The sequence below is a fragment of the Marinomonas alcarazii genome, from assembly GCF_003208215.1.
GTDB lineage: Bacteria > Pseudomonadota > Gammaproteobacteria > Pseudomonadales > Marinomonadaceae > Marinomonas > Marinomonas alcarazii.
Window position 1 is genome coordinate 1 of record NZ_QKLW01000008.1, and the last position, 19,426, is coordinate 19,426.

At 44.8% G+C, this 19,426-nt stretch carries 14 protein-coding genes; 7 read left to right on the forward strand and 7 right to left on the reverse strand.

Annotation, left to right across the window (positions count from 1 at the left end):
- Window positions 1-430: 430 nt before the first annotated feature.
- Together purL and tadA are read right to left on the reverse strand one after the other, a co-directional pair.
- Entirely contained in the window at window positions 431-4,330 is a 3,900-nt protein-coding gene (purL, locus tag DFP75_RS14365) for a phosphoribosylformylglycinamidine synthase (RefSeq protein WP_110576750.1), read from the reverse strand.
- Between the two features lie 117 nt (window positions 4,331-4,447).
- On the reverse strand, window positions 4,448-4,936 hold the full coding sequence (tadA, locus tag DFP75_RS14370) for a tRNA adenosine(34) deaminase TadA (RefSeq protein WP_110576751.1): 489 nt from the start codon (window positions 4,934-4,936) through the stop codon (window positions 4,448-4,450).
- Between the two features lie 111 nt (window positions 4,937-5,047).
- Between tadA and DFP75_RS14375 the strand changes: the two genes are divergently transcribed.
- Window positions 5,048-5,470, forward strand: coding sequence for a CBS domain-containing protein (locus tag DFP75_RS14375; RefSeq protein WP_110576752.1), 423 nt, complete (start codon window positions 5,048-5,050; stop codon window positions 5,468-5,470).
- A 1-nt stretch (window position 5,471) separates the two neighbouring features.
- On the opposite strand, the gene DFP75_RS14380 is transcribed toward DFP75_RS14375, so the two are convergent.
- From DFP75_RS14380 to DFP75_RS14395, 4 genes are all read right to left on the reverse strand, one after another.
- Window positions 5,472-5,729 (reverse strand): cold-shock protein, encoded by a 258-nt coding sequence (locus tag DFP75_RS14380; RefSeq protein ID WP_110576753.1) that lies wholly within the window; start codon window positions 5,727-5,729, stop codon window positions 5,472-5,474.
- Window positions 5,730-5,822: 93 nt separating this feature from the next.
- Window positions 5,823-8,606, reverse strand: a complete 2,784-nt coding sequence (locus DFP75_RS14385) for a valine--tRNA ligase (RefSeq protein WP_110576754.1) — start codon at window positions 8,604-8,606, stop codon at window positions 5,823-5,825.
- 136 nt (window positions 8,607-8,742) lie between these two features.
- Window positions 8,743-9,132 (reverse strand): hypothetical protein, encoded by a 390-nt coding sequence (locus DFP75_RS14390; protein WP_110576755.1) that lies wholly within the window; start codon window positions 9,130-9,132, stop codon window positions 8,743-8,745.
- A 270-nt stretch (window positions 9,133-9,402) separates the two neighbouring features.
- The gene (locus DFP75_RS14395; protein ID WP_110576756.1) at window positions 9,403-10,866 is read right to left on the reverse strand and encodes a leucyl aminopeptidase; all 1,464 of its coding nucleotides are present in this window, start codon (window positions 10,864-10,866) and stop codon (window positions 9,403-9,405) included.
- Window positions 10,867-10,986: 120 nt separating this feature from the next.
- Between DFP75_RS14395 and lptF the strand changes: the two genes are divergently transcribed.
- On the forward strand, window positions 10,987-12,105 hold the full coding sequence (gene lptF / locus DFP75_RS14400) for an LPS export ABC transporter permease LptF (RefSeq protein ID WP_110576757.1): 1,119 nt from the start codon (window positions 10,987-10,989) through the stop codon (window positions 12,103-12,105).
- A gap of 5 nt (window positions 12,106-12,110) precedes the next feature.
- Window positions 12,111-13,172, forward strand: a complete 1,062-nt coding sequence (gene lptG / locus DFP75_RS14405; protein ID WP_110576758.1) for an LPS export ABC transporter permease LptG — start codon at window positions 12,111-12,113, stop codon at window positions 13,170-13,172.
- Window positions 13,173-13,214: 42 nt separating this feature from the next.
- Here the strand turns inward: lptG and DFP75_RS14410 are convergent, their stop codons facing one another.
- Window positions 13,215-14,381: an aminotransferase class I/II-fold pyridoxal phosphate-dependent enzyme gene (locus tag DFP75_RS14410; protein ID WP_110576759.1), complete on the reverse strand. Its 1,167-nt coding sequence runs from the start codon at window positions 14,379-14,381 to the stop codon at window positions 13,215-13,217.
- 169 nt (window positions 14,382-14,550) lie between these two features.
- Between DFP75_RS14410 and dksA the strand changes: the two genes are divergently transcribed.
- The 4 genes from dksA to pcnB all read left to right on the forward strand — a co-directional run bounded on the left by dksA (window position 14,551) and on the right by pcnB (window position 19,423).
- A complete protein-coding gene (dksA, locus tag DFP75_RS14415) occupies window positions 14,551-14,985 on the forward strand; it encodes an RNA polymerase-binding protein DksA (RefSeq protein WP_110576878.1) in 435 nt (144 codons plus the stop codon).
- 4 nt (window positions 14,986-14,989) lie between these two features.
- Window positions 14,990-15,892, forward strand: a complete 903-nt coding sequence (gluQRS, locus tag DFP75_RS14420) for a tRNA glutamyl-Q(34) synthetase GluQRS (protein ID WP_245927069.1) — start codon at window positions 14,990-14,992, stop codon at window positions 15,890-15,892.
- Between the two features lie 126 nt (window positions 15,893-16,018).
- Entirely contained in the window at window positions 16,019-17,401 is a 1,383-nt protein-coding gene (locus tag DFP75_RS14425; protein ID WP_110576760.1) for a sigma-54-dependent transcriptional regulator, read from the forward strand.
- Between the two features lie 561 nt (window positions 17,402-17,962).
- Window positions 17,963-19,423, forward strand: coding sequence for a polynucleotide adenylyltransferase PcnB (gene pcnB / locus DFP75_RS14430; RefSeq protein WP_110576761.1), 1,461 nt, complete (start codon window positions 17,963-17,965; stop codon window positions 19,421-19,423).
- The last annotated feature ends 3 nt before the right edge of the window (window positions 19,424-19,426 follow it).

Below are 19,426 nucleotides of genomic sequence, written 5' to 3' on the forward strand. Positions count from 1 at the left end.
CCTAAAAACAATAAGCCAACATAAAGCGAATTGACGTGTTAGACGTTTCGCAAGACTTCAATTTTTTTGATCCTAAAAGGATCTTCTGAAGCCTCCAGCGAGCGCCCACACAAATTATCTGATTATCTATTTTAAAGAGCGTGCTAACTTGAATGGCTAACCAAATCGTATTTAGTTAGTTGAACTTGGTCTTCGTTGCCCTGAAGCCTTGTCCGTGTCAGCGAGGGCGTATATTAAGGATCTACAGATTTAGTGCAACCCTTTTTTGGTATTTCTTTTAATAAATTCAAACTTTTACGCTTTTTGTTCACAAAACGCCCAGAAAACCCGTAATCTGTTTATTATTCAATCAAATTCGAAGCCCCTATATAAAAAAGCCCTTTAACTTTTCAGTTAAAGGGCTTTCTATTAGCTATTTAAGGTCGCTCAATTAGCCTAACCATTTACGCGCATTTTGGAACAAACGTAACCATGGTGCTTGTTCTTGCCATCCGCTTGGGTGCCAACTGTGTTGAACTGTACGATAAACACGCTCTGGGTGAGGCATCATAATAGTCACACGACCATCTTCAGATGTTAAACCTGTCACACCTTGCGCTGAACCATTCGGATTGAATGGGTAACGCTCGGTTGCCTGACCGTAGTTATCAACGTAGCGCAATGCAATTTGGTTTGCATCAGCAAGTGCCGCCATGTCTTGATCATCACGGTATTCCGTTTGACCTTCACCATGAGCAACCGCAATCGGCATACGTGAACCTTCCATACCAGCAAGCAAGATAGAGTTTGATTTCTGAACTTCTACCTGAACAAGGCGAGCCTCAAACTGAGCAGACTGGTTACGAACAAACTTCGGCCAATGATCCGCACCAGGAATCAATTCATATAGATTCGATAACATCTGACAACCATTACACACACCTAGTGTAAAAGTATCAGGACGGTTAAAGAAAGCTTCGAACTGTTCACGCGCAACAGGGTTGAAAAGAATAGACTTAGCCCAACCTTCACCAGCGCCCAATACGTCACCGTATGAGAAACCACCACATGCAACCAAGCCACTAAATTGGTCCAGGGTCGTACGACCAGACAAGATATCACTCATGTGAACATCTACTGGAATAAAGCCTGCTTTATGGAAAGCCGCCGCCATTTCAACTTGACCATTTACACCCTGCTCACGTAAGACTGCAATTTTAGGCTTAACGCCTGAAGCAACAAACGCAGCAACAATGTCTTCATTTTGATCGAAACGAACATCAGCTGATAGACCTGGGTCTTTCGCATCCAATAGATTATCGAATTCTTGCTGGGCAGAATCAGGGTTATCACGCAATGCTTGAATGCGGTAACTGGTTTCAGACCAAATGCGCTGCCAATTAATACGTGTTTCTTCTAACAATGTTTCACCAGCAAAACAAACACGGATCGAATCATCACCGGATAATGTTGCAATCGGAGTCGTCGTCACACCTGCACTTGCATAAGCAGAAATCACTTCTGTCACATCCGATTCATTAACCTGTATAACCGCACCCAACTCTTCGTTGAACAAGGCTGGCGCAACTTGCATTCGGTTAGTAATGGTTTCATCAAGATCAATATTCAGCCCTAAATGGCTGGCGAATGACATCTCAACTAAAGTTGCAAAGGCACCACCGTCAGAACGGTCATGGTACGCCAACAATTTGCCTTCTGCATTCAACGCTTGCGTGGTATCAAAGAAACCAGCCAATGCCGCTGCATCGTCTACATCTGGCGCTTGCTGACCGAGTTTATTGTAGACCTGAGCAATAACAGAACCACCTAGACGGTTTTTACCTGCACCTAAGTCAACCAATAACAAACGCGTGTCCGCTTTGTTTTGTAGCTCTGGCGTTAGTGTTTTACGAACATCCGTAACTGGCGCAAAAGCTGAAATAACCAAAGACAATGGCGAAGTGACTGCTTTTTCTTTGCCATCTTCTTTCCACACAGTCTTCATAGACATAGAGTCTTTACCTACTGGAATGGCAATATCCAAGGCTGGACACAGCTCCATACCGACGGCTTTTACAGTTTGGTAAAGTTTTTCATCTTCGCCTTCGTGACCAGCTGCGGCCATCCAGTTCGCAGACAACTTAATGTTACTACGTTTCGTAATATGCGCTGCAGCCAAGTTAGTCAGTGCTTCGCCAACAGCCATGCGCCCAGATGCAGGAGCATCCAATAAGGCAACAGGGGTGCGCTCACCCATGGTCATCGCTTCACCAGTGTAGCTTTCTAGAGATGACGTTGTTACCGCCACATCCGCTACTGGTACCTGCCATGGACCAACCATTTGATCACGGGCAACCATACCAGTGATTGAACGGTCACCAATGGTGATCAGGAAGTTTTTGCTCGCAACCGTTGGCAAACTAAGAACACGCTTCGCTGCGTCCGCAAGATCCACATCAACAGCAGTGAAATCATCACCAGCAATAACCGCTTTAGTTGCTTCACGATGCATTTTAGGTGGCTTGCCAAATAGAACCGACATTGGCAAATCTACAGGCTTATTATCGAAGTGCTCATCCGCCACTTGCAAATGCATTTCTTCTTTTGCTTCACCAACGATGGCAAAAGGGCAACGCTCACGTTCACAAATCGCCGTAAACTCTTCAATGCGATCTGGAGAAACCGCCATGACATAGCGCTCTTGCGATTCATTACACCAAATCTCTAGTGGCGACATGCCAGGCTCGTCATTTAGAACCTTACGCAGATCAAAGTTACCACCGCGCTCGCCATCTTTTACCAGTTCAGGTAAAGCATTAGACAAACCACCAGCACCCACATCGTGGATGAAGCTGATTGGGTTCTTATCACCAAGCTGCCAACAACGGTCAATCACTTCCTGACAACGACGTTCCATTTCTGGATTACCACGTTGAACCGAAGCGAAATCAAGGTCTTCATTACCATCGGCAGACGCCATAGAAGATGCCGCACCACCACCAAGACCGATCAACATCGCAGGACCACCAAGTACGATTAACTTAGCACCCACTTTGATCTCTTGTTTTTCAACGTGCTCACGACGAATATTACCGATACCGCCCGCCAACATGATTGGCTTGTGATAACCACGCACTTCTTCTTGAGAAGCACCCTGGATAGTTTGCTCATAAGTACGGAAATAACCCAATAAGTTTGGACGACCAAACTCATTGTTAAAAGCGGCACCACCGATAGGACCTTCGATCATAATGTCCAAAGGCGTCACAATACGAGATGGCTTGCCGTAGTAGCTTTCCCACGGCTGTTCAAAGCCAGGAATTTTAAGGTCAGAAACCGTGTAACCACTCAAACCTGCTTTTGGTTTAGAACCTACACCCGTTGCGCCTTCGTCACGAATTTCACCACCAGATCCTGTTGCTGCACCAGAGAATGGTGAGATCGCTGTTGGATGGTTATGAGTTTCAACCTTCATCAAAATATCGATGTTTTCATGGCTGAAATCGTATTCACGAGTCTCTGCTGATGGGAAGAAGCGCCCACCAAAATGACCTTCCATTACCGCAGCATTGTCTTTATAAGCAGACAAGGTGCCGTGTGGATTATGTTCATGCGTGTTCTTGATCATTTTAAACAAAGAGCGCTCTTGCTCTTCGCCATCAATTGTCCAAGACGCATTAAAGATTTTATGACGACAATGTTCTGAGTTTGCTTGCGCGAACATCATTAGCTCAACATCAATTGGATTACGACCCAATTCAATGAAAGACTCAACAAGGTAATCAATTTCGTCATCGGCAAGAGCCAGACCTAGCGTTTGGTTTGCCTCAACCAAGGCTGCTCGGCCGCCACCTAACACATCGACACTTGTCATTGGCGCAGGCTCAGCATGAGAAAACATGTCAGTTGCGTCGCTTAATGCCGGAAGCACGCTTTCTGTCATGCGGTCATGCAACATAGCTGACAACAAGTCTAACTCTTCAAGCGCTAATGGCTCCGAGCTATGTATAAAGTATTCCACGCCACGTTCAACGCGAGATACGGCCGCAAGGCCACAGTTATGAAGGATATCGGTTGCTTTCGATGACCAAGGTGAAATCGTTCCTAAACGAGGAACAACTAAAACACTTTGATCAGATGAACTGACTTGGGAGGATTTAGGACCGTAGGCCAAAGCGCGTTGAAGAACAGTTTCCTGTTCAGCAGTAAGCGTTTGATTATCAACCAGCTCCACGAAATGGAGAAATTGAGCATCAACATCTGTAACAGATGGGATAGATGCTTGCATATTGGCTAATAACTTTGCCTTGCGAAACGCCGATAGCGCTGCGGAACCATGCAGAGTTAGCATGTCGAGTATTGCCTCACTTGGTAGTTTTGGGGAAATGGTGCGGGTATTTTAAATCAATGAGGCAAATAGAGGCTAGCAGAGTATGAAATTTCTACACAAAATGATGGAATTAATTGGCTAAGTCGTCTTTTTTGCCTGTTCCTTGAGCTTCTTTTTCTGCTCACGACGATATTGAAAGAATTGAGTTAGTTGCGCAGAGGCAATTTCAGCTAAGACCCCAGACTCAACTTTCACCTTATGATTGAGAAAAGGTGCCTCAAAAAACTGCCCCTGACTTTCAACAATGCCACTTTTTGGCTCTGTCGCAGCATAAACGACTCGATCGATACGCGCATGCACCATAGCACCGGCACACATTGAACAAGGCTCCAGTGTTACATATAAAGCCGCACCAGGAAGCCGGTAATTATTCATCGTTTTACACGCGTTTCGAATGGCTTGGATTTCTGCATGGGCAGTTGGGTCACAAAGAGAAATTGGCGCATTGTAGCCTTCACCGATAATCTCATCATTCAGTACTACTATCGCACCAACAGGAATCTCATTTTCCGACGCCGCTTTCGCAGCTAGAGCAATCGCATGCTCCATCCATTCTTGATCGTTCATTATTGATCCACCTCAAAACGACAATATTGCTTTAAATACATGATTGCCTTTCATACATAATCCGCTCTAAACTGAATTTTAACGCGTAAATAGACACAAGGAGATTCATTCATGCGTACTGTGGCAGATCTAATGATTACCGATTTAGTTACCTTGAGAGAAAATGATTCTTTAGCGAAAGCCAAAGCATTAATGCAGGAAAAAAACATTCGCAACATCCCCATCGTGAACGATGAAGGAGAATGCGTTGGCATGTTAACGCAACGAGAATATTTACGTCACGCTTTTCATCTTGTTAGTCAGTTTGGCACCCAACAAATTTCCAAGAAAGAGCAGCAAACGCCCATTGCCAATGCAATGAACAAAGACATACTCACCGTCAGCCCCGAGACAGATTTAGACATAGCCGCAGAGTTTTTTATTGAAAACAAATATGGCAGCCTACCCGTTACTCAAAATAACAAGCTAGTGGGGATTTTAACGCCAGTCGACTTTGTGAAACTCGCACATAAAATGCTGCAAGAATCAGCCTAAGTTAAGCACTTTCAAGTTGTTTATTAGAGCCAGAGGCTGCTGAACGCACCTCTTTCTCTACTTGAACATCCACTGCCTGCAAACCGAAGTCAGTTGAAGACAATATGAAATTAACAGGCTGTCCTTTTCTAAGGGTTTTGTGACCGTCACAGACAATAGACTTATAGTGAACAAAAACATCACTGTCTTCTTCTCTTTTAATAAAGCCTACGCCTTTGGCGTCATTAAACCACTTAACTTTTCCAGTTAATCTTTCCATATAAATTCGCCTCTTTTTTATTTTTATTAAGTAAGCGCAAGGACAGAAACCCAAACTGGGTTCCCGCCCTCTTATCTAATGATCAAAAAGCCGTTACAACGACTCAATACTGATTTTTTGCTCTTCTAATTTGCTGACTGCTAATTGCAGGTCATCGCATTTAGCGCGCTCTTTCTCAACCACCTCAACAGGCGCTTTCGCCACAAAGCTGTCGTTAGAAAGTTTACCCTGTATACGCTGCAAATCTTTGGTTGCTTTGTCGATTTCTTTTTGCAAACGCGCTAACTCAGCTTCTTTGTCAATCAAACCCGCCATTGGCACAAGCACTTCCATATCACCAACCAATGCGGTTGCAGACATTGGCGCTTCATCACCCGCATTCAACCAAGTCACAGACTCTAACTTAGCCAAGGTTTGCAAGAAGGTTAAGTTAGCCTCTAGGCGCGCTTTATCTTGTTCAGAGCCATTACGGAACAAAATAGTCAGCGGCTTAGAAGGAGAGATGTTCATTTCGCCACGGATATTACGAATGCCTTCAATAACACCTTTTAGCCACTCTACGTCTGCTTCTGCTTGCGCGTCTTTTTTCGCCTCATTAGCCATTGGGTATTCACCCAACATCACAGTGTCACCTTCCACACCCGCTAGTGGCGCTACGCGCTGCCAAATTTCTTCTGTTAAGAACGGCATCATTGGATGAGCAAGACGCAAGAAAGCTTCCAACACACGCACCAAAGTACGACGAGTACCCATTAATTGCGCAGGCGTAGCGTTTTCGTCCCAAAGCACAGGCTTAGAAAGCTCCAAATACCAATCACAGTACTCGTGCCACATGAATTCATACAATGCTTGGGATGCCAAATCAAAGCGATGCGTATCAAAAGCGCGGTTTACGGCTTCTTCTGCATGTTGCAAACGCGAAATAATCCATTTGTCAGCAAGGGATAATTCAACCTCTGCACCACTTTGGCCGCAATCTTGATCTTCTGTGTTCATCAACACATATCGAGTTGCATTCCAAATCTTATTACAGAAGTTACGATAACCTTCCAGACGATTAAGATCGAACTTAATATCACGACCACCAGATGCCAATGAACACAAGGTAAAGCGAAGAGCATCAGTACCATAAGCCTGAATACCCTCTGGGTAAGTTTCGCGAGTATTCTTCTCGACCTTTTCAGCCAAGCGAGGCTGCATCATGCCGTAAGTGCGTTTCGCCACCAAAGATTCGATATCAATACCATTGATCAAATCCAATGGATCGATAACATTACCCTTGGATTTTGACATTTTATCGCCGCGCTCATCACGAATAAGACCAGTGATGTAGACGGTTTTGAAAGGCACTTTATTGGTAAACTTCAACGTCATCATGATCATTCTGGCAACCCAGAAGAAGATAATATCAAAGCCAGTTACCAGAACATCGGATTCACTAAAGTCTTTAAAGTCTTGTGTTTCTTCTGGCCAACCTTGGGTTGCAAATGTCCACAGTGCAGAAGAGAACCAAGTATCAAGGACGTCTTCGTCTTGAGTCAGCTCAACATCAGCCGCTAGACTGTATTTTGCACGAACCTCTTCTTCGCTCTTACCAACATAGTGTTTACCGTCGGCATCGTACCAAGCTGGAATTTGATGCCCCCACCACAATTGACGAGAAATACACCAGTCTTGAAGATCACGCATCCAAGCAAAGTAAGTATTTTCCCATTGCTTAGGTACAAATTGGATATCGCCATTCTCAACCGCTTCAATTGCAGGCTTAGCCAATGACTCAACCGCTACATACCACTGCTGAGTTAGGTAAGGCTCAATAACCGTATTACCACGCTCACCACGTGGTACTTTTAATTTATGATCGACCACTTTTTCAAGTAGACCAAGAGCGTCGAAATCAGCGACAACCGTTTTACGTGCATCAAAACGATCCATGCCACGGTATTTCTCCGGCGCCGTATCATTGATTGCCGCATCATCGTTGAAAATATTGATCAATGGCATATCGTGGCGTTTGCCCACTTCATAGTCATTGAAATCATGAGCTGGGGTGATTTTCACACACCCTGTACCAAATTCTTTGTCTACATATTCGTCCGCAACGATAGGAATACGACGCCCCACCAATGGCAATTCAACAAACTTGCCAACAAGATCAGTAAAACGCTCGTCATCCAATGCAACCGCAACCGCTGCATCACCGAACATAGTCTCAGGACGTGTTGTTGCCACTACAATGTAATCTTTGCCATCCGCAGTTTTCACACCATCGGCCAATGGGTAACGGAAATACCACATGAAGCCATTTTCTTCTTCAGAAACCACTTCAAGATCAGAAATGGCAGTGTGCAAAACTGGATCCCAGTTTACTAGACGCTGGCCACGGTAAATAATGCCTTCATCAAACAAGCGAACAAACACTTCCTGAACCGCAGCAGACATACCAGGGTCCATTGTGAAGCGTTCTTTGTCCCAAGCAACTGAATCACCCAAAACGCGCATTTGGTCAGAAATAGTGCCGCCGGACTGGTCTTTCCACTCCCACACTTTCTCAAGGAATTTTTCACGCCCAAGTTCATGACGTGTAACGTTCTGAGCCGCCAGTTGGCGTTCAACAACCATTTGCGTTGCGATACCAGCGTGGTCAGAACCCGGCTGCCATAATGTGCGACTGCCCTTCATACGCTCACGACGGATCATTGCGTCCATTAAGGTATGCTGAAACGCATGCCCCATGTGCAAACTACCGGTGACGTTTGGCGGTGGAATCATGATAGAAAATGGAGAACCGTTGCCTTGAGGAGCAAAATAGCCGCTCTCTTCCCAACGTTGATAAATAGGTTGTTCGATACTCTGAGGTTGGTAGGTCTTTTCCATTTTGGTGTCTTAAAGCTCTTATGTAGCGGTAAATTGTAATTGGGAGAATTATAACGTGTCATAGCAAGATAAAGAATAACACACGAACAATTAAGGTCTTTATCAGGCAACAGCCTGCTGAATAAAAGTGTTTTTGTTATTCTTTTCCATCGGATTCGTGTGAGGTGGACGCTGTCTGCAATGTCTGCATCACTTCTTCCACCAATTCTGGCAAACGTTTTGCCAACACATCAGCAATGGCCTTGGCTATTAATTCTTTTGAAGGCTCGGCAGTAACCCCCTCTTCTTTTGCTGCGGTTTCTTCAGCAGGTCCAAGCGCCTCTTCAGGCTGTGACAAGCTGTCAATTGAACCTGGATCATCAAAAGACTGAGAAATATGCATTTCCTGACTGACTGAAGCAGTCAATTGCTCTTCAACAACATCCATCAAAATAGGAATGTCGTCTTGATTGCGCAAAGCCGATATTAATGTTTCTTCATCTGGTTCGAAAACACCATCATCATGCTGAGTAGCTAAATCTGACATAGGAAAAACCAACGGTAAAAACACAACATATGACAAATCAACCGGATCGAGCCCGTTGATCTATCGCTCTTCATAGCCGTCAACTTTCGCACTGACAAAAGCAAAAGTCCACCCTCAGGCGCAATGGGTTGTGCTCTATTCTTGTAACAGAAAAAATAACACCTTGATCGGATTAACCTTTCTAAGAAAAAGACAATAAAAAAGCAGTGACAAAATCATTGTCACTGCTTTTACATTTTGCAGAACACTCTAATCTTTAAATAAAGTACGTTAGGACGCTTTATTTAATAAGTAGCGAGTCAACAAGGCAACTGGACGACCACTTGCGCCTTTCGTCGCACCACCAGTCCACGCTGTGCCTGCGATATCTAGATGCGCCCAAGGGTAAGAGCCAGTGAAGCGAGACAAGAAACACGCCGCTGTCACTGAACCTGCTTCAGGGCCACCAATATTAGCGATGTCAGCGAAGTTACTATCAAGCTGCTGCTGATACTCTTCGTCCAAAGGCATTTGCCACAGTTTATCTGCTGAAGTCTGGCTCGCTGCTTTTAGTTCAGAGGCGATGTCATCGTTGTTGGCGTACATACCAGAATTAACGCTACCTAAGGCAACCACGCAAGCACCTGTCAAAGTCGCAATATCCACAACGGACTTAGGCTTAAAGCGTTCAATGTAAGTCAACGCATCACACAATACCAAGCGACCTTCCGCATCAGTATTCAGAACTTCTACTGTTTGACCAGACATGGTCTTCACGATATCGCCTGGTTTCGTCGCACGGCCACTTGGCATGTTTTCCGCAGCGGCAATAACAGCAGTAAAGTTTAGTTTTGGTTTCAGCTCACAAATTGCTTTCATCGTACCGAAAACACTAGCCGCACCACACATGTCGTATTTCATCTCGTCCATTTTCGGACCAGGTTTCAAAGAAATACCACCTGTATCAAAGGTAATGCCTTTACCTAGAAGAACATGAGGCGCTTCATCCTCTGCTCCACCGCGGTAATTCATTACGATCAAATAACTTGGCTGATCACTACCATGACCCACGGACAACAAGCAGTGCATGCCTAGCTCATCCATTTTACTTTCGTCCAGTAGCTCAACACCAATGCTGTACTCTTCACCTAGCTGCTGCGCTTTTGACGCCAAGTAGCTTGGCGTACAAACGTTACCAGGAAGGTTTCCTAATTGGCGAGCAAAGGCAGAACCTTTCGCCGTTGCGGTACCAATTGCTAATGCCGCTTCATCTGTACCCTCTAACAACAAAGAGGTCACTTTTGTCGCTTTTTCAGCATCGTCTTTTTTGAAACCAAGGAAGTTATAAAAACCTTCATTCAGCCATTGAGCCACTAACGCAAGCACATCCGCTTGAGAACGTTTTTTCAATACAAGCCCTGCACTTGCCACAGCAACCGATGCAAAAGGCAAGCCTTTGATTTGTGCTGCAACAGCGGCAACAACTTTGCGAGCTTGCATATCACTCAGCTCAGCATCTTTACCAATACCAACCAACAAGACAGCTTGAGCAAATTCTTGCGACACGCCAGGTAACAACAAAGTCTGCGCTAGACCCGCTTTAAAAACACCCGTTTCACGCAATTGAGAAATCTGCCCATTAGCATTTTCGTCAACCCACGCGGTCGACTCTGAAAAATCTCCTTCACTCGGCACAAAAGCCACGAGCAAATCAGCTTGTACTGTAGACAAGCGATCAAATAACGCCATATTCATGAAAAAACCCTCAAAAAATAACTTTTAAAAAAAACTGGATAATGTCCTTCTTACCACGAGATAATGGGGGCTTTAGATGTGTAATCAACTCTACGCTTAGAAAGCAAGATTCATCCAGAGGTGACTTTGAGACTATTCAAATACTTAGCGAAAGAAGTGCTGGTGTCAACAGCAGGCGTGACGCTAATTTTACTGCTCGTCATTCTAAGTGGCCGTTTTTCTTATTATTTGGGTCGCATCGCTGAAGGTAAAATGACCTTCGAATTCCTATTCGTCATTCTAGGATTCCACGTTCCTAGCTTCATTCAGATGATTTTACCTCTGGCTTTTTTCCTGTCTCTATTACTTGCTTTCGGGCGCTTATATATAGAGAACGAAATGTCAGTACTTTTTTCGAGCGGCATCAGCAAAATAAAATTGGCAGGCTACACACTAGGTATTGCCTGCATTATTGGTTCCCTAAGTGCCGGACTCAATTTCTGGTTAGCGCCTTATAGTGAATACAAAGCCGAAGAAGCATCACAAGCACAAAATCAACTTTCTTCTTTTGACCTACTTCTCCCGGGGCGGTTTGAAGGCAGCGGGCAACGCACTACTTACATAGACAGTTTCACTCCTGATGAAGGCTGGATGAACCAGATATTCCTATCCGATATAGTGCGAAAAAAAGACGGCAACATTCCTATTCAAACGCTAGCTGACTACGCCGAACAAATAAACGTAAGCTCAGAAAACAATCAAAAATACCTTGTTTTCAAAAATGGCTCCCGCTATGAGGGCAAACCAGGCACAGCCAATTATCGCGTTACCCAATTTGACACCTACGCTGTACGAATGGAAAACACAGCCCAAAGCGAAATAGATGAGGCCTTCACCAAAACAACATTAAGCCTCATTAACAGCGACACATTATTAGATAAAGTCGAGCTACAATGGCGTATTTCACTGACCATTATCATCCCGATATTAGCCATCATTGGCTTATCTCTAAGCCAAGTTAATCCCAGACAAGGGCGTTTTTTCAAAATGCTACCCGCGATCTTATTAATGATATTGTATATGGCACTGCTGATTTGGGGACGCACCGGACTGGAAAAAGGTAAGTTACCTATCTCACTCGGCTTATGGTGGATTCATGGCATATTTATTCTCATTGCTGCTCTGCTGTTCGCACAGTTCAATCAAGTATTCGAGCGCCGCAAGGCAAGACTTCCCGATGCAGCCGATGAAAGCGAGTAACGATAATGACTAGAATAGACAGATACATCGGCAACAGTGTTTTGTGGGCATTTTTGATCGTCGCGGTTGTGTTGCTTGGTCTCGACTTTGCGTTGACCTTTATAGAGCAAATCAAAAAAGTAAACGACAATTACACCATCCAATCACTGTTACAGGTCATTCTTTATCGCTTACCAGGCAAACTCGCCGAATACATTCCCATCGCCTCATTAATTGGTACATTAATGGGATTAGGGACATTGGCTGCCACATCAGAGCTCACAGTAATGAGAGCCGCAGGCATGCCCATATGGCGCATTGGCTTCGCCGCCTGCCAACCTATCTTATTGGTTTCATTGTTAGGCATGGGGATTTCTGAATTCGTTTCTCCTATCGCCGAACAAAAAGCCACTCTAATAGAAAAATTTAAAGACCAAGAAAGCGGTACGTTCTCGCTTACTGGTGGCGTTTGGCTAAAAGCCGACAATAACTTTGTCTACATCGATGCTGCCGATGACACAGGTAAACTTTATAACCTGCAAATTTTTTCTCCAGAAGGGCAAAAGCTAAATTACATCCGAACTGCCAGCACAGCAGAACACGTACAAGGCACACAATGGCAACTCAATAACGTCACAGAAACACGCTTTCATGAAGACCGCATTGAAAAGATCAACATGGATCGAGCCAACTGGGATGTAAGCATTACTCCAGAACACTTATTTCTCGCAACTCAAGAACCAGATAGCCTGTCATTAAGTCAGCTTCAAAACTATCAGTCGTATTTGAAAGAACAAAAATTAGACAGCGCTCGTTACGAGCTAGAGTTTTGGATTACCGCATTGCGCCCTGTCGCTTCGTTGGCATTAGTATTAGTGGCACTCTCCAGCGTTTTTGGCCCGCTCAGGTCTTCAACTATGGGCAGCCGTATTTTTACTGGGGTTATTATTGGTTTGGCGTTTCAAAATGCGCTCAACCTTTTTGGCCGCATGAGCGTAGCGGTTAACTTCCCGCCGGTCATTGGCGTGAGCATTCCGATCATTATCTGTTTGTTAGCAGGTATCATTTTAATAAGACGCAGAGGCTAGCTCTGCGTCTTATTATTGCTAGATATTACTTACATGGCTCACTCAAGACGCCATGAAACGTGCAATTCTTACCAATGCTTCTTTCAGCCCATGTTCATCACATGTATAAGCAAAACGAACATATTTGTGAGCATCCTTGATACCAAAATCCGCTCCCGGTGTTAACGCCACCTTCTCTTTTTCAAGCAATTCTAAACACCACGTCATAGCATCTTCAGTCACACCAGACACATCGACATAAACATAAAATGCCCCATGAGCAGGAGCCACTATGGGTAAACCAATCGACCCCAAGCCGTCGAGCAATACAAGCCGACGCGCATCTAACGTTTGTCGACGCGCTTCGCACTCCGCCAACACATCGGCTTCGAAAGCACGAACCGCAGCATGCTGAGAAACACTTGGCGCGGCGATGAATATGTTTTGCGCTAACTTAGTCACCCCTTCGATCGCCCATTCTGGCACCACCAACCAGCCAAGCCTCCAGCCAGTCATAGCGAAATATTTAGAAAAGCTATTAACCACAAAAATGTCGTCTGAAATAGATAAAGCTGAAAAGTCTTCCCCTTCATAAACCAGACCTTGATAAATCTCGTCCACGAGCAAATGTCCGCCTAACTCACTCACTTTCTGCCATGCTTCGGTTATATATGACTTGTTAAGCACCGCTCCTGTAGGATTGGACGGAGAGGCCAACCAAAGACCCGATGTTTTATCCCCCCAATGCGCGGCCAAAGTGCTCAAATCTAACTCAAAGCCGTCTTCAGGTTTTGTTTCCAGTAATTTTGCCTGTGCGCCTGCTTGAATAAGAAAGTGTCGATTACAAGGGTAGCAAGGGTCAGGCATCAGAACTTCATCACCCGCATTCACCATTAAGGACGCCATTAGCAACAAAGCGCCAGACGCCCCAGGAGTCACAATAATGCGCTCTGGAGAGACACCGACTTGATAACGACTAAGATAGTAATCACTAATCGCACGCTTCAATTCAGGCAAGCCAGTTGCTGAGGTATAACCCGTTTTTCCTTGTTGAATCGCCTCCATGCCAGCATTAGCAACGGCATCCACCGCAACAAAATCAGGCTCTCCAACCTCAAGATGAATCACGTCTTCTCCCTGAGATTGCAAATGCTTTGCACGCTCCAAAAGCATCATCACTTGAAAAGGCGCAATCTGCCCCACTCGGGTTGCTAACTTATGCTGTTTCATTCTGTATTTCTCTGCCTTTATCAGCTTGTTTGAAAAATATCGCGGCATTTTGCGCAAAAAATGTGGTTAACGACCACATTATCTGGTAAGTTTCCGCCCGAAAATAAATCACCTAATTTTATTGGTTACAGGCTACCACAATGGGAACCTGCGAAGTGAGGCAATGCGTATGCCAAATATGAACCCTGAATCATTAATGAAAGACTTCACTCCTTACGTTGCTAAGGATGGCGAAGAATACATGAACGAAAACCAGTTGGCGCACTTTAAAAGCATTCTACTCAACTGGAAGCAAAATCTTATGGAAGAGGTTGATCGTACCGTTCATCACTTAAAAGAAGAAGCGGTGAATTACGCGGATCCTAACGATCGCGCTAGCCAAGAGGAAGAATTTAGCCTAGAACTTCGCGCTCGTGACCGCGAACGTAAACTGGTTAAAAAAATCTCTCAGACCATTGAGCTAATCGATGCGGATGATTATGGCTACTGTGAAGAGTGCGGTATCGAAATCGGCATTCGCCGTCTAGAAGCTCGCCCTACAGCAACCATGTGCATTGATTGCAAAACATTGGCTGAAATCAAAGAGAAGCAAATCGGCGGTTAACAGCTTGCTGTCAAACCACGTTAGCTCTTCCGCGACACCCTATCGTGGCCGCTTTGCGCCATCGCCAACCGGCCCTCTCCACTTTGGCTCGCTAGTCAGCGCATTAGCGAGCTATTTGGATGCAAAACAACAGCAAGGCAGCTGGATTATCCGCATAGAAGATGTGGATGGTACACGTTGCAATGCGCGTTTTGCAGAACAAATCATCGACACACTTAACAGCTACGGACTTCACTCCGACGAACCTATCCGCGTTCAAAGCCAGCATCACAATCTATACGAACAGCAATTATCTAAACTCAAACAACAACAGATCGTTTTCCCCTGTAATTGCACACGCCAGTCGCTTGCTAAACACAACGGCAGCCACCCAAACAAATGCCAAAGCAACTTAGACAACCCCCATTCGTGGCGCCTACAAACAAGCCCCGTCATCTATGAATATCAAGACCGCATTCAGGGTCGATTGGTTTTCAGCGACGATCTAAAAAATAACTGCCCAGTATTAAAAAGAAAAGACGGCTTCTTCTCTTACCAACTCGCCGTTGTGGTAGATGACCACTTACAAAACATCAGCCACTTAGTCAGAGGCGCCGACCTCATTGAAACTACCGCACAGCAATTGCACCTTTATCACTTATTAGGCTGGACAGCACCAAACCTTTGCCACATCCCTCTTATTACCAACCACCAAGGCGATAAGATCAGCAAGCAAAATCACGCCAAACCCATAGAGAACAATCATCTCCCAACTCTCTTGCGTGCACTTCATTATCTAAAAATAGATCTAATCTCACCCACCTCGATCACCGAAGCGCTTTCGCTGGCGATCGAGGCCTGGGACCCCAGTAAGCTACAGGGCATAAAAGACCTCCCTCTGGAAGAGCAAGACCTTCATTTCATCTAACACGCTGCCTTAGATTGTTTTTCGACAATGCTATTGATTGTTTGTTATTTACAACAGGACAGTTGTCTCGACCAACAAACTCATGTGTGTATAATCGTTACACTAGTTACAAGAGGTGACAGCTTTATGCACAGCATTATGATCATTTGCCCAGACAACTCACCACTCAAAGAGTCAGAAAAGTGGTTGTCTCGATATGGTTTTCAGGTCAACACCAGCAGCACATTAGAGCAAGCAACACGCTACTATGAGCTAGCCGAATTCCACTTACTGCTTATCGATCAAGAGAGCATTGATAACACCGGCATTGCCATGCCTGAGACACCTCCTCGTATTGTTTTGGATACCAAGCCTAGTCTCAGCACGGGTGTCAGCAGCATGTCCAAAGGCGCGCTTTATTACCTGCCTCTGCCAACCGACTCCGAAACCCTGCTAAACAATGTGGTCAACGCACTAGAACAACACAATCACACTCCTTCCCATGAAGAAGTACCGACATCCAATTCAACCGACAGCCCGATAGAAGAAACTCTCACACTTGGGACTGCTGGCAGCGGCATAATTGGCCAATGCCAACCCATGCAAGATTTGTTTAGCGATATGAGAAAAATTGCAGGAACCGATGTCACCGTGCTGATAAGAGGTGAATCTGGTACAGGTAAAGAACTGGTCGCAAAAGCCTTGCACAACTTAAGTTTGCGCAGCAAGAATCCCATCATCAGCGTCAACTGTGCCGCTATCCCCGAAAACCTAATAGAATCAGAGCTATTTGGGCATGAAAAAGGCGCTTTTACTGGCGCCAGTGCTGCACATGACGGCCTAATATTCGCAGCCGATAAAGGCACCTTGTTCCTAGATGAAATAGGCGAGCTCCCCTTAGAAGCTCAAGCTAGGCTATTGCGCGTATTACAAGAAGGCGAAATCCGCAGGGTCGGCGCAACACAATCCACTAAAGTAAACATTAGGCTCATCACAGCCACTCACAGAGACTTGATGGCGATGGTCAAGCAAGGACAATTTCGGGAGGATTTATATTATCGTCTCTACGTTATGGAGCTGCTACTGCCGCCATTGAGAGAAAGAGGAGAGGACATTTCGATCCTTGCAAAAAGTTTACTGGAAAAAATTTGTCAAAAACACAACAAACCCGTCTACAGCTACAGCCGAACGTTTGACAAAGCCATCCGCGCGCACAACTGGCCCGGCAATGTACGAGAGCTAGAAAACGCCATAGAAAGAGCGGTAATACTTAGCCCCAAAGGAAAGATTGACGCCAGTAACCTGAAGCTTGCCACTCAGCAAAATTCAACATCAACAACCAACAGCGACGCTGCAAGTAGCACCGAGACACTCACTGGAACAACACTGGATGATTACTTCAAGCACTTCGTACTAACGCACCAACACAAGATGACCGAAACACAACTTGCACACTCTTTGGGCATATCAAGAAAAAGCTTGTGGGAAAGACGACAAAAACTTTTCATACCCAAAAAAGTAACAAACTAAAAGTAACACCTGATACCAAAATACCCAAAAAATATGCAAGACTTTGTAAAGAAAATGAACAGAAAGACACTAAAACGCAGCAAAATCAGCACTTTATGATTTTTGGCACAACTAATGCCTTATATATGACACAACGATAATAAGATTGACCAAGAATAAAAATAAGTTAATCGTCGTATGTAGGTTCTTAAAAATAAAAATAAAAGCTAAGAACACCGTGACCTCTTCAAATAAAAATAAAAATTTGAGGTCATGGATGGAAAATCGCTTTGGATAATTGATTTTTTTAGATATATAAGCCTTCGGGCAATGAAAACAATGCAAAAATAAAAATAAAACCTGAGTAGAACTGCAGAAGCAGCACCCACTTTGTTTTCGGAACTAGTATCTTCATGTATCCAAAGCGATTATTTTATTTACTCCTTGTAAATTCTAATCGCTTCACAACCTCCCCCTGAATTACGACACACTGAAATCATCTAAACATAACCATTATTCGTGTAATTTTACAACTTTCACGTGTAGAATGCCCTTTTCGTTAACTTTAAAATTTGTTGTCTAATGCTCACAGGATTAAAATCTCTGGTACGTAAAGCTACCTCTCTGTTTGCCTCACCACAGGCGCAGACTTACCCTATTATCATTCCTCGCAGCGAGCACAGCTTATCTCGACAAGATTTAAGCCCAAATGCTGTCAAAGTATTGTATCGCCTAAATAAAGCGGGCTTTGACGCATACCTTGTTGGCGGCTGCATCCGAGACCATTTGATTGGCATTGAACCCAAAGATTTTGATGTTGTAACCAACGCAACGCCTGAAGAAGTTCACAGCACCTTCTCGAATTCGAGACTGATTGGTCGTCGTTTCAAACTGGTTCACGTGACATTCGGACGCGAGATCATTGAGGTATCAACATTCAGAGCCAACACAGCTCAAGATGACAATGACGCCGCAACAAGCACAACGCAAAAATCCCTGAAAGGTAAAGACTCCGCACGCTCTGCTCACGGCATAGTGTTACGCGATAATGTCTACGGCAGCATAGAAGAAGACGCCGAGCGCCGAGACTTCACTTTCAATGCCTTGTATTACAATGTCCAGGATTTCAGCATCCACGATTACTGTGGAGGCCTAAAAGACATAGAGAACAAACAAATTCGTATCATTGGTGACGCAAGACAACGCTACCAAGAAGACCCTGTTCGCATGCTAAGAGCCATTCGCTTTGCGGGCAAACTGGGTTTTGAGCTAGAAGCAGAAACCGCCGCGCCGATCAAAGAAATGGCACACCTGCTCGACCACATCCCGCCTGCTCGCTTATTTGAAGAAGTACTCAAATTACTTGGCAGCGGTAACGGCATAGAAACCTTCGCCCTATTACGTCAATATGGTCTATTCCGCTATTTATTCCCAGACACAGAAGCATTACTGCAAAGTGGCTGGAAACGTAACGACATCGACCCAGAAGCGTTCATTCTGCAAGGCCTAAAAAATACTGACGATCGTATCCAAAGTGGCAAAACCACTGCGCCGTATTTTTTATATGCCGTATTACTTTGGCCAAGCGTAGCGCTACGTCATGAAGAATTCCAAGCGCAAGGCATGCCAGCAACACCGGCGCTGCACCAAGCCGCTAACATGGTCTTAGACAATCAGGTCGCGTCTACAGCTATTCCTCGCCGCTTCTCAACGCCAATGCGTGAAATCTGGGATATGCAATATCGACTACCAAAACGCTACGGTAAACGAGCGTTTTTATTGCTAGAGCGCCCTCGTTTCCGTGCTGCATACGACTTTCTACTTATTCGTGAATTAAGTGGAACCGAATTAGACGGCCTAGGCGATTGGTGGGAGAAATTCCAGCATGGCACAGAAAGCCAACAGAGAGATCTTATTAAAAGCATTGACTCATTTAGCAAAGACAAAGAAGGTCCGAAAAAGCGCCGTCCACGTCGTCGTAGAAAGAGTAATAGCAACACATCCGAAACAGCAAAATCACAAAGCGACACTTTTGACGAGTAAGAG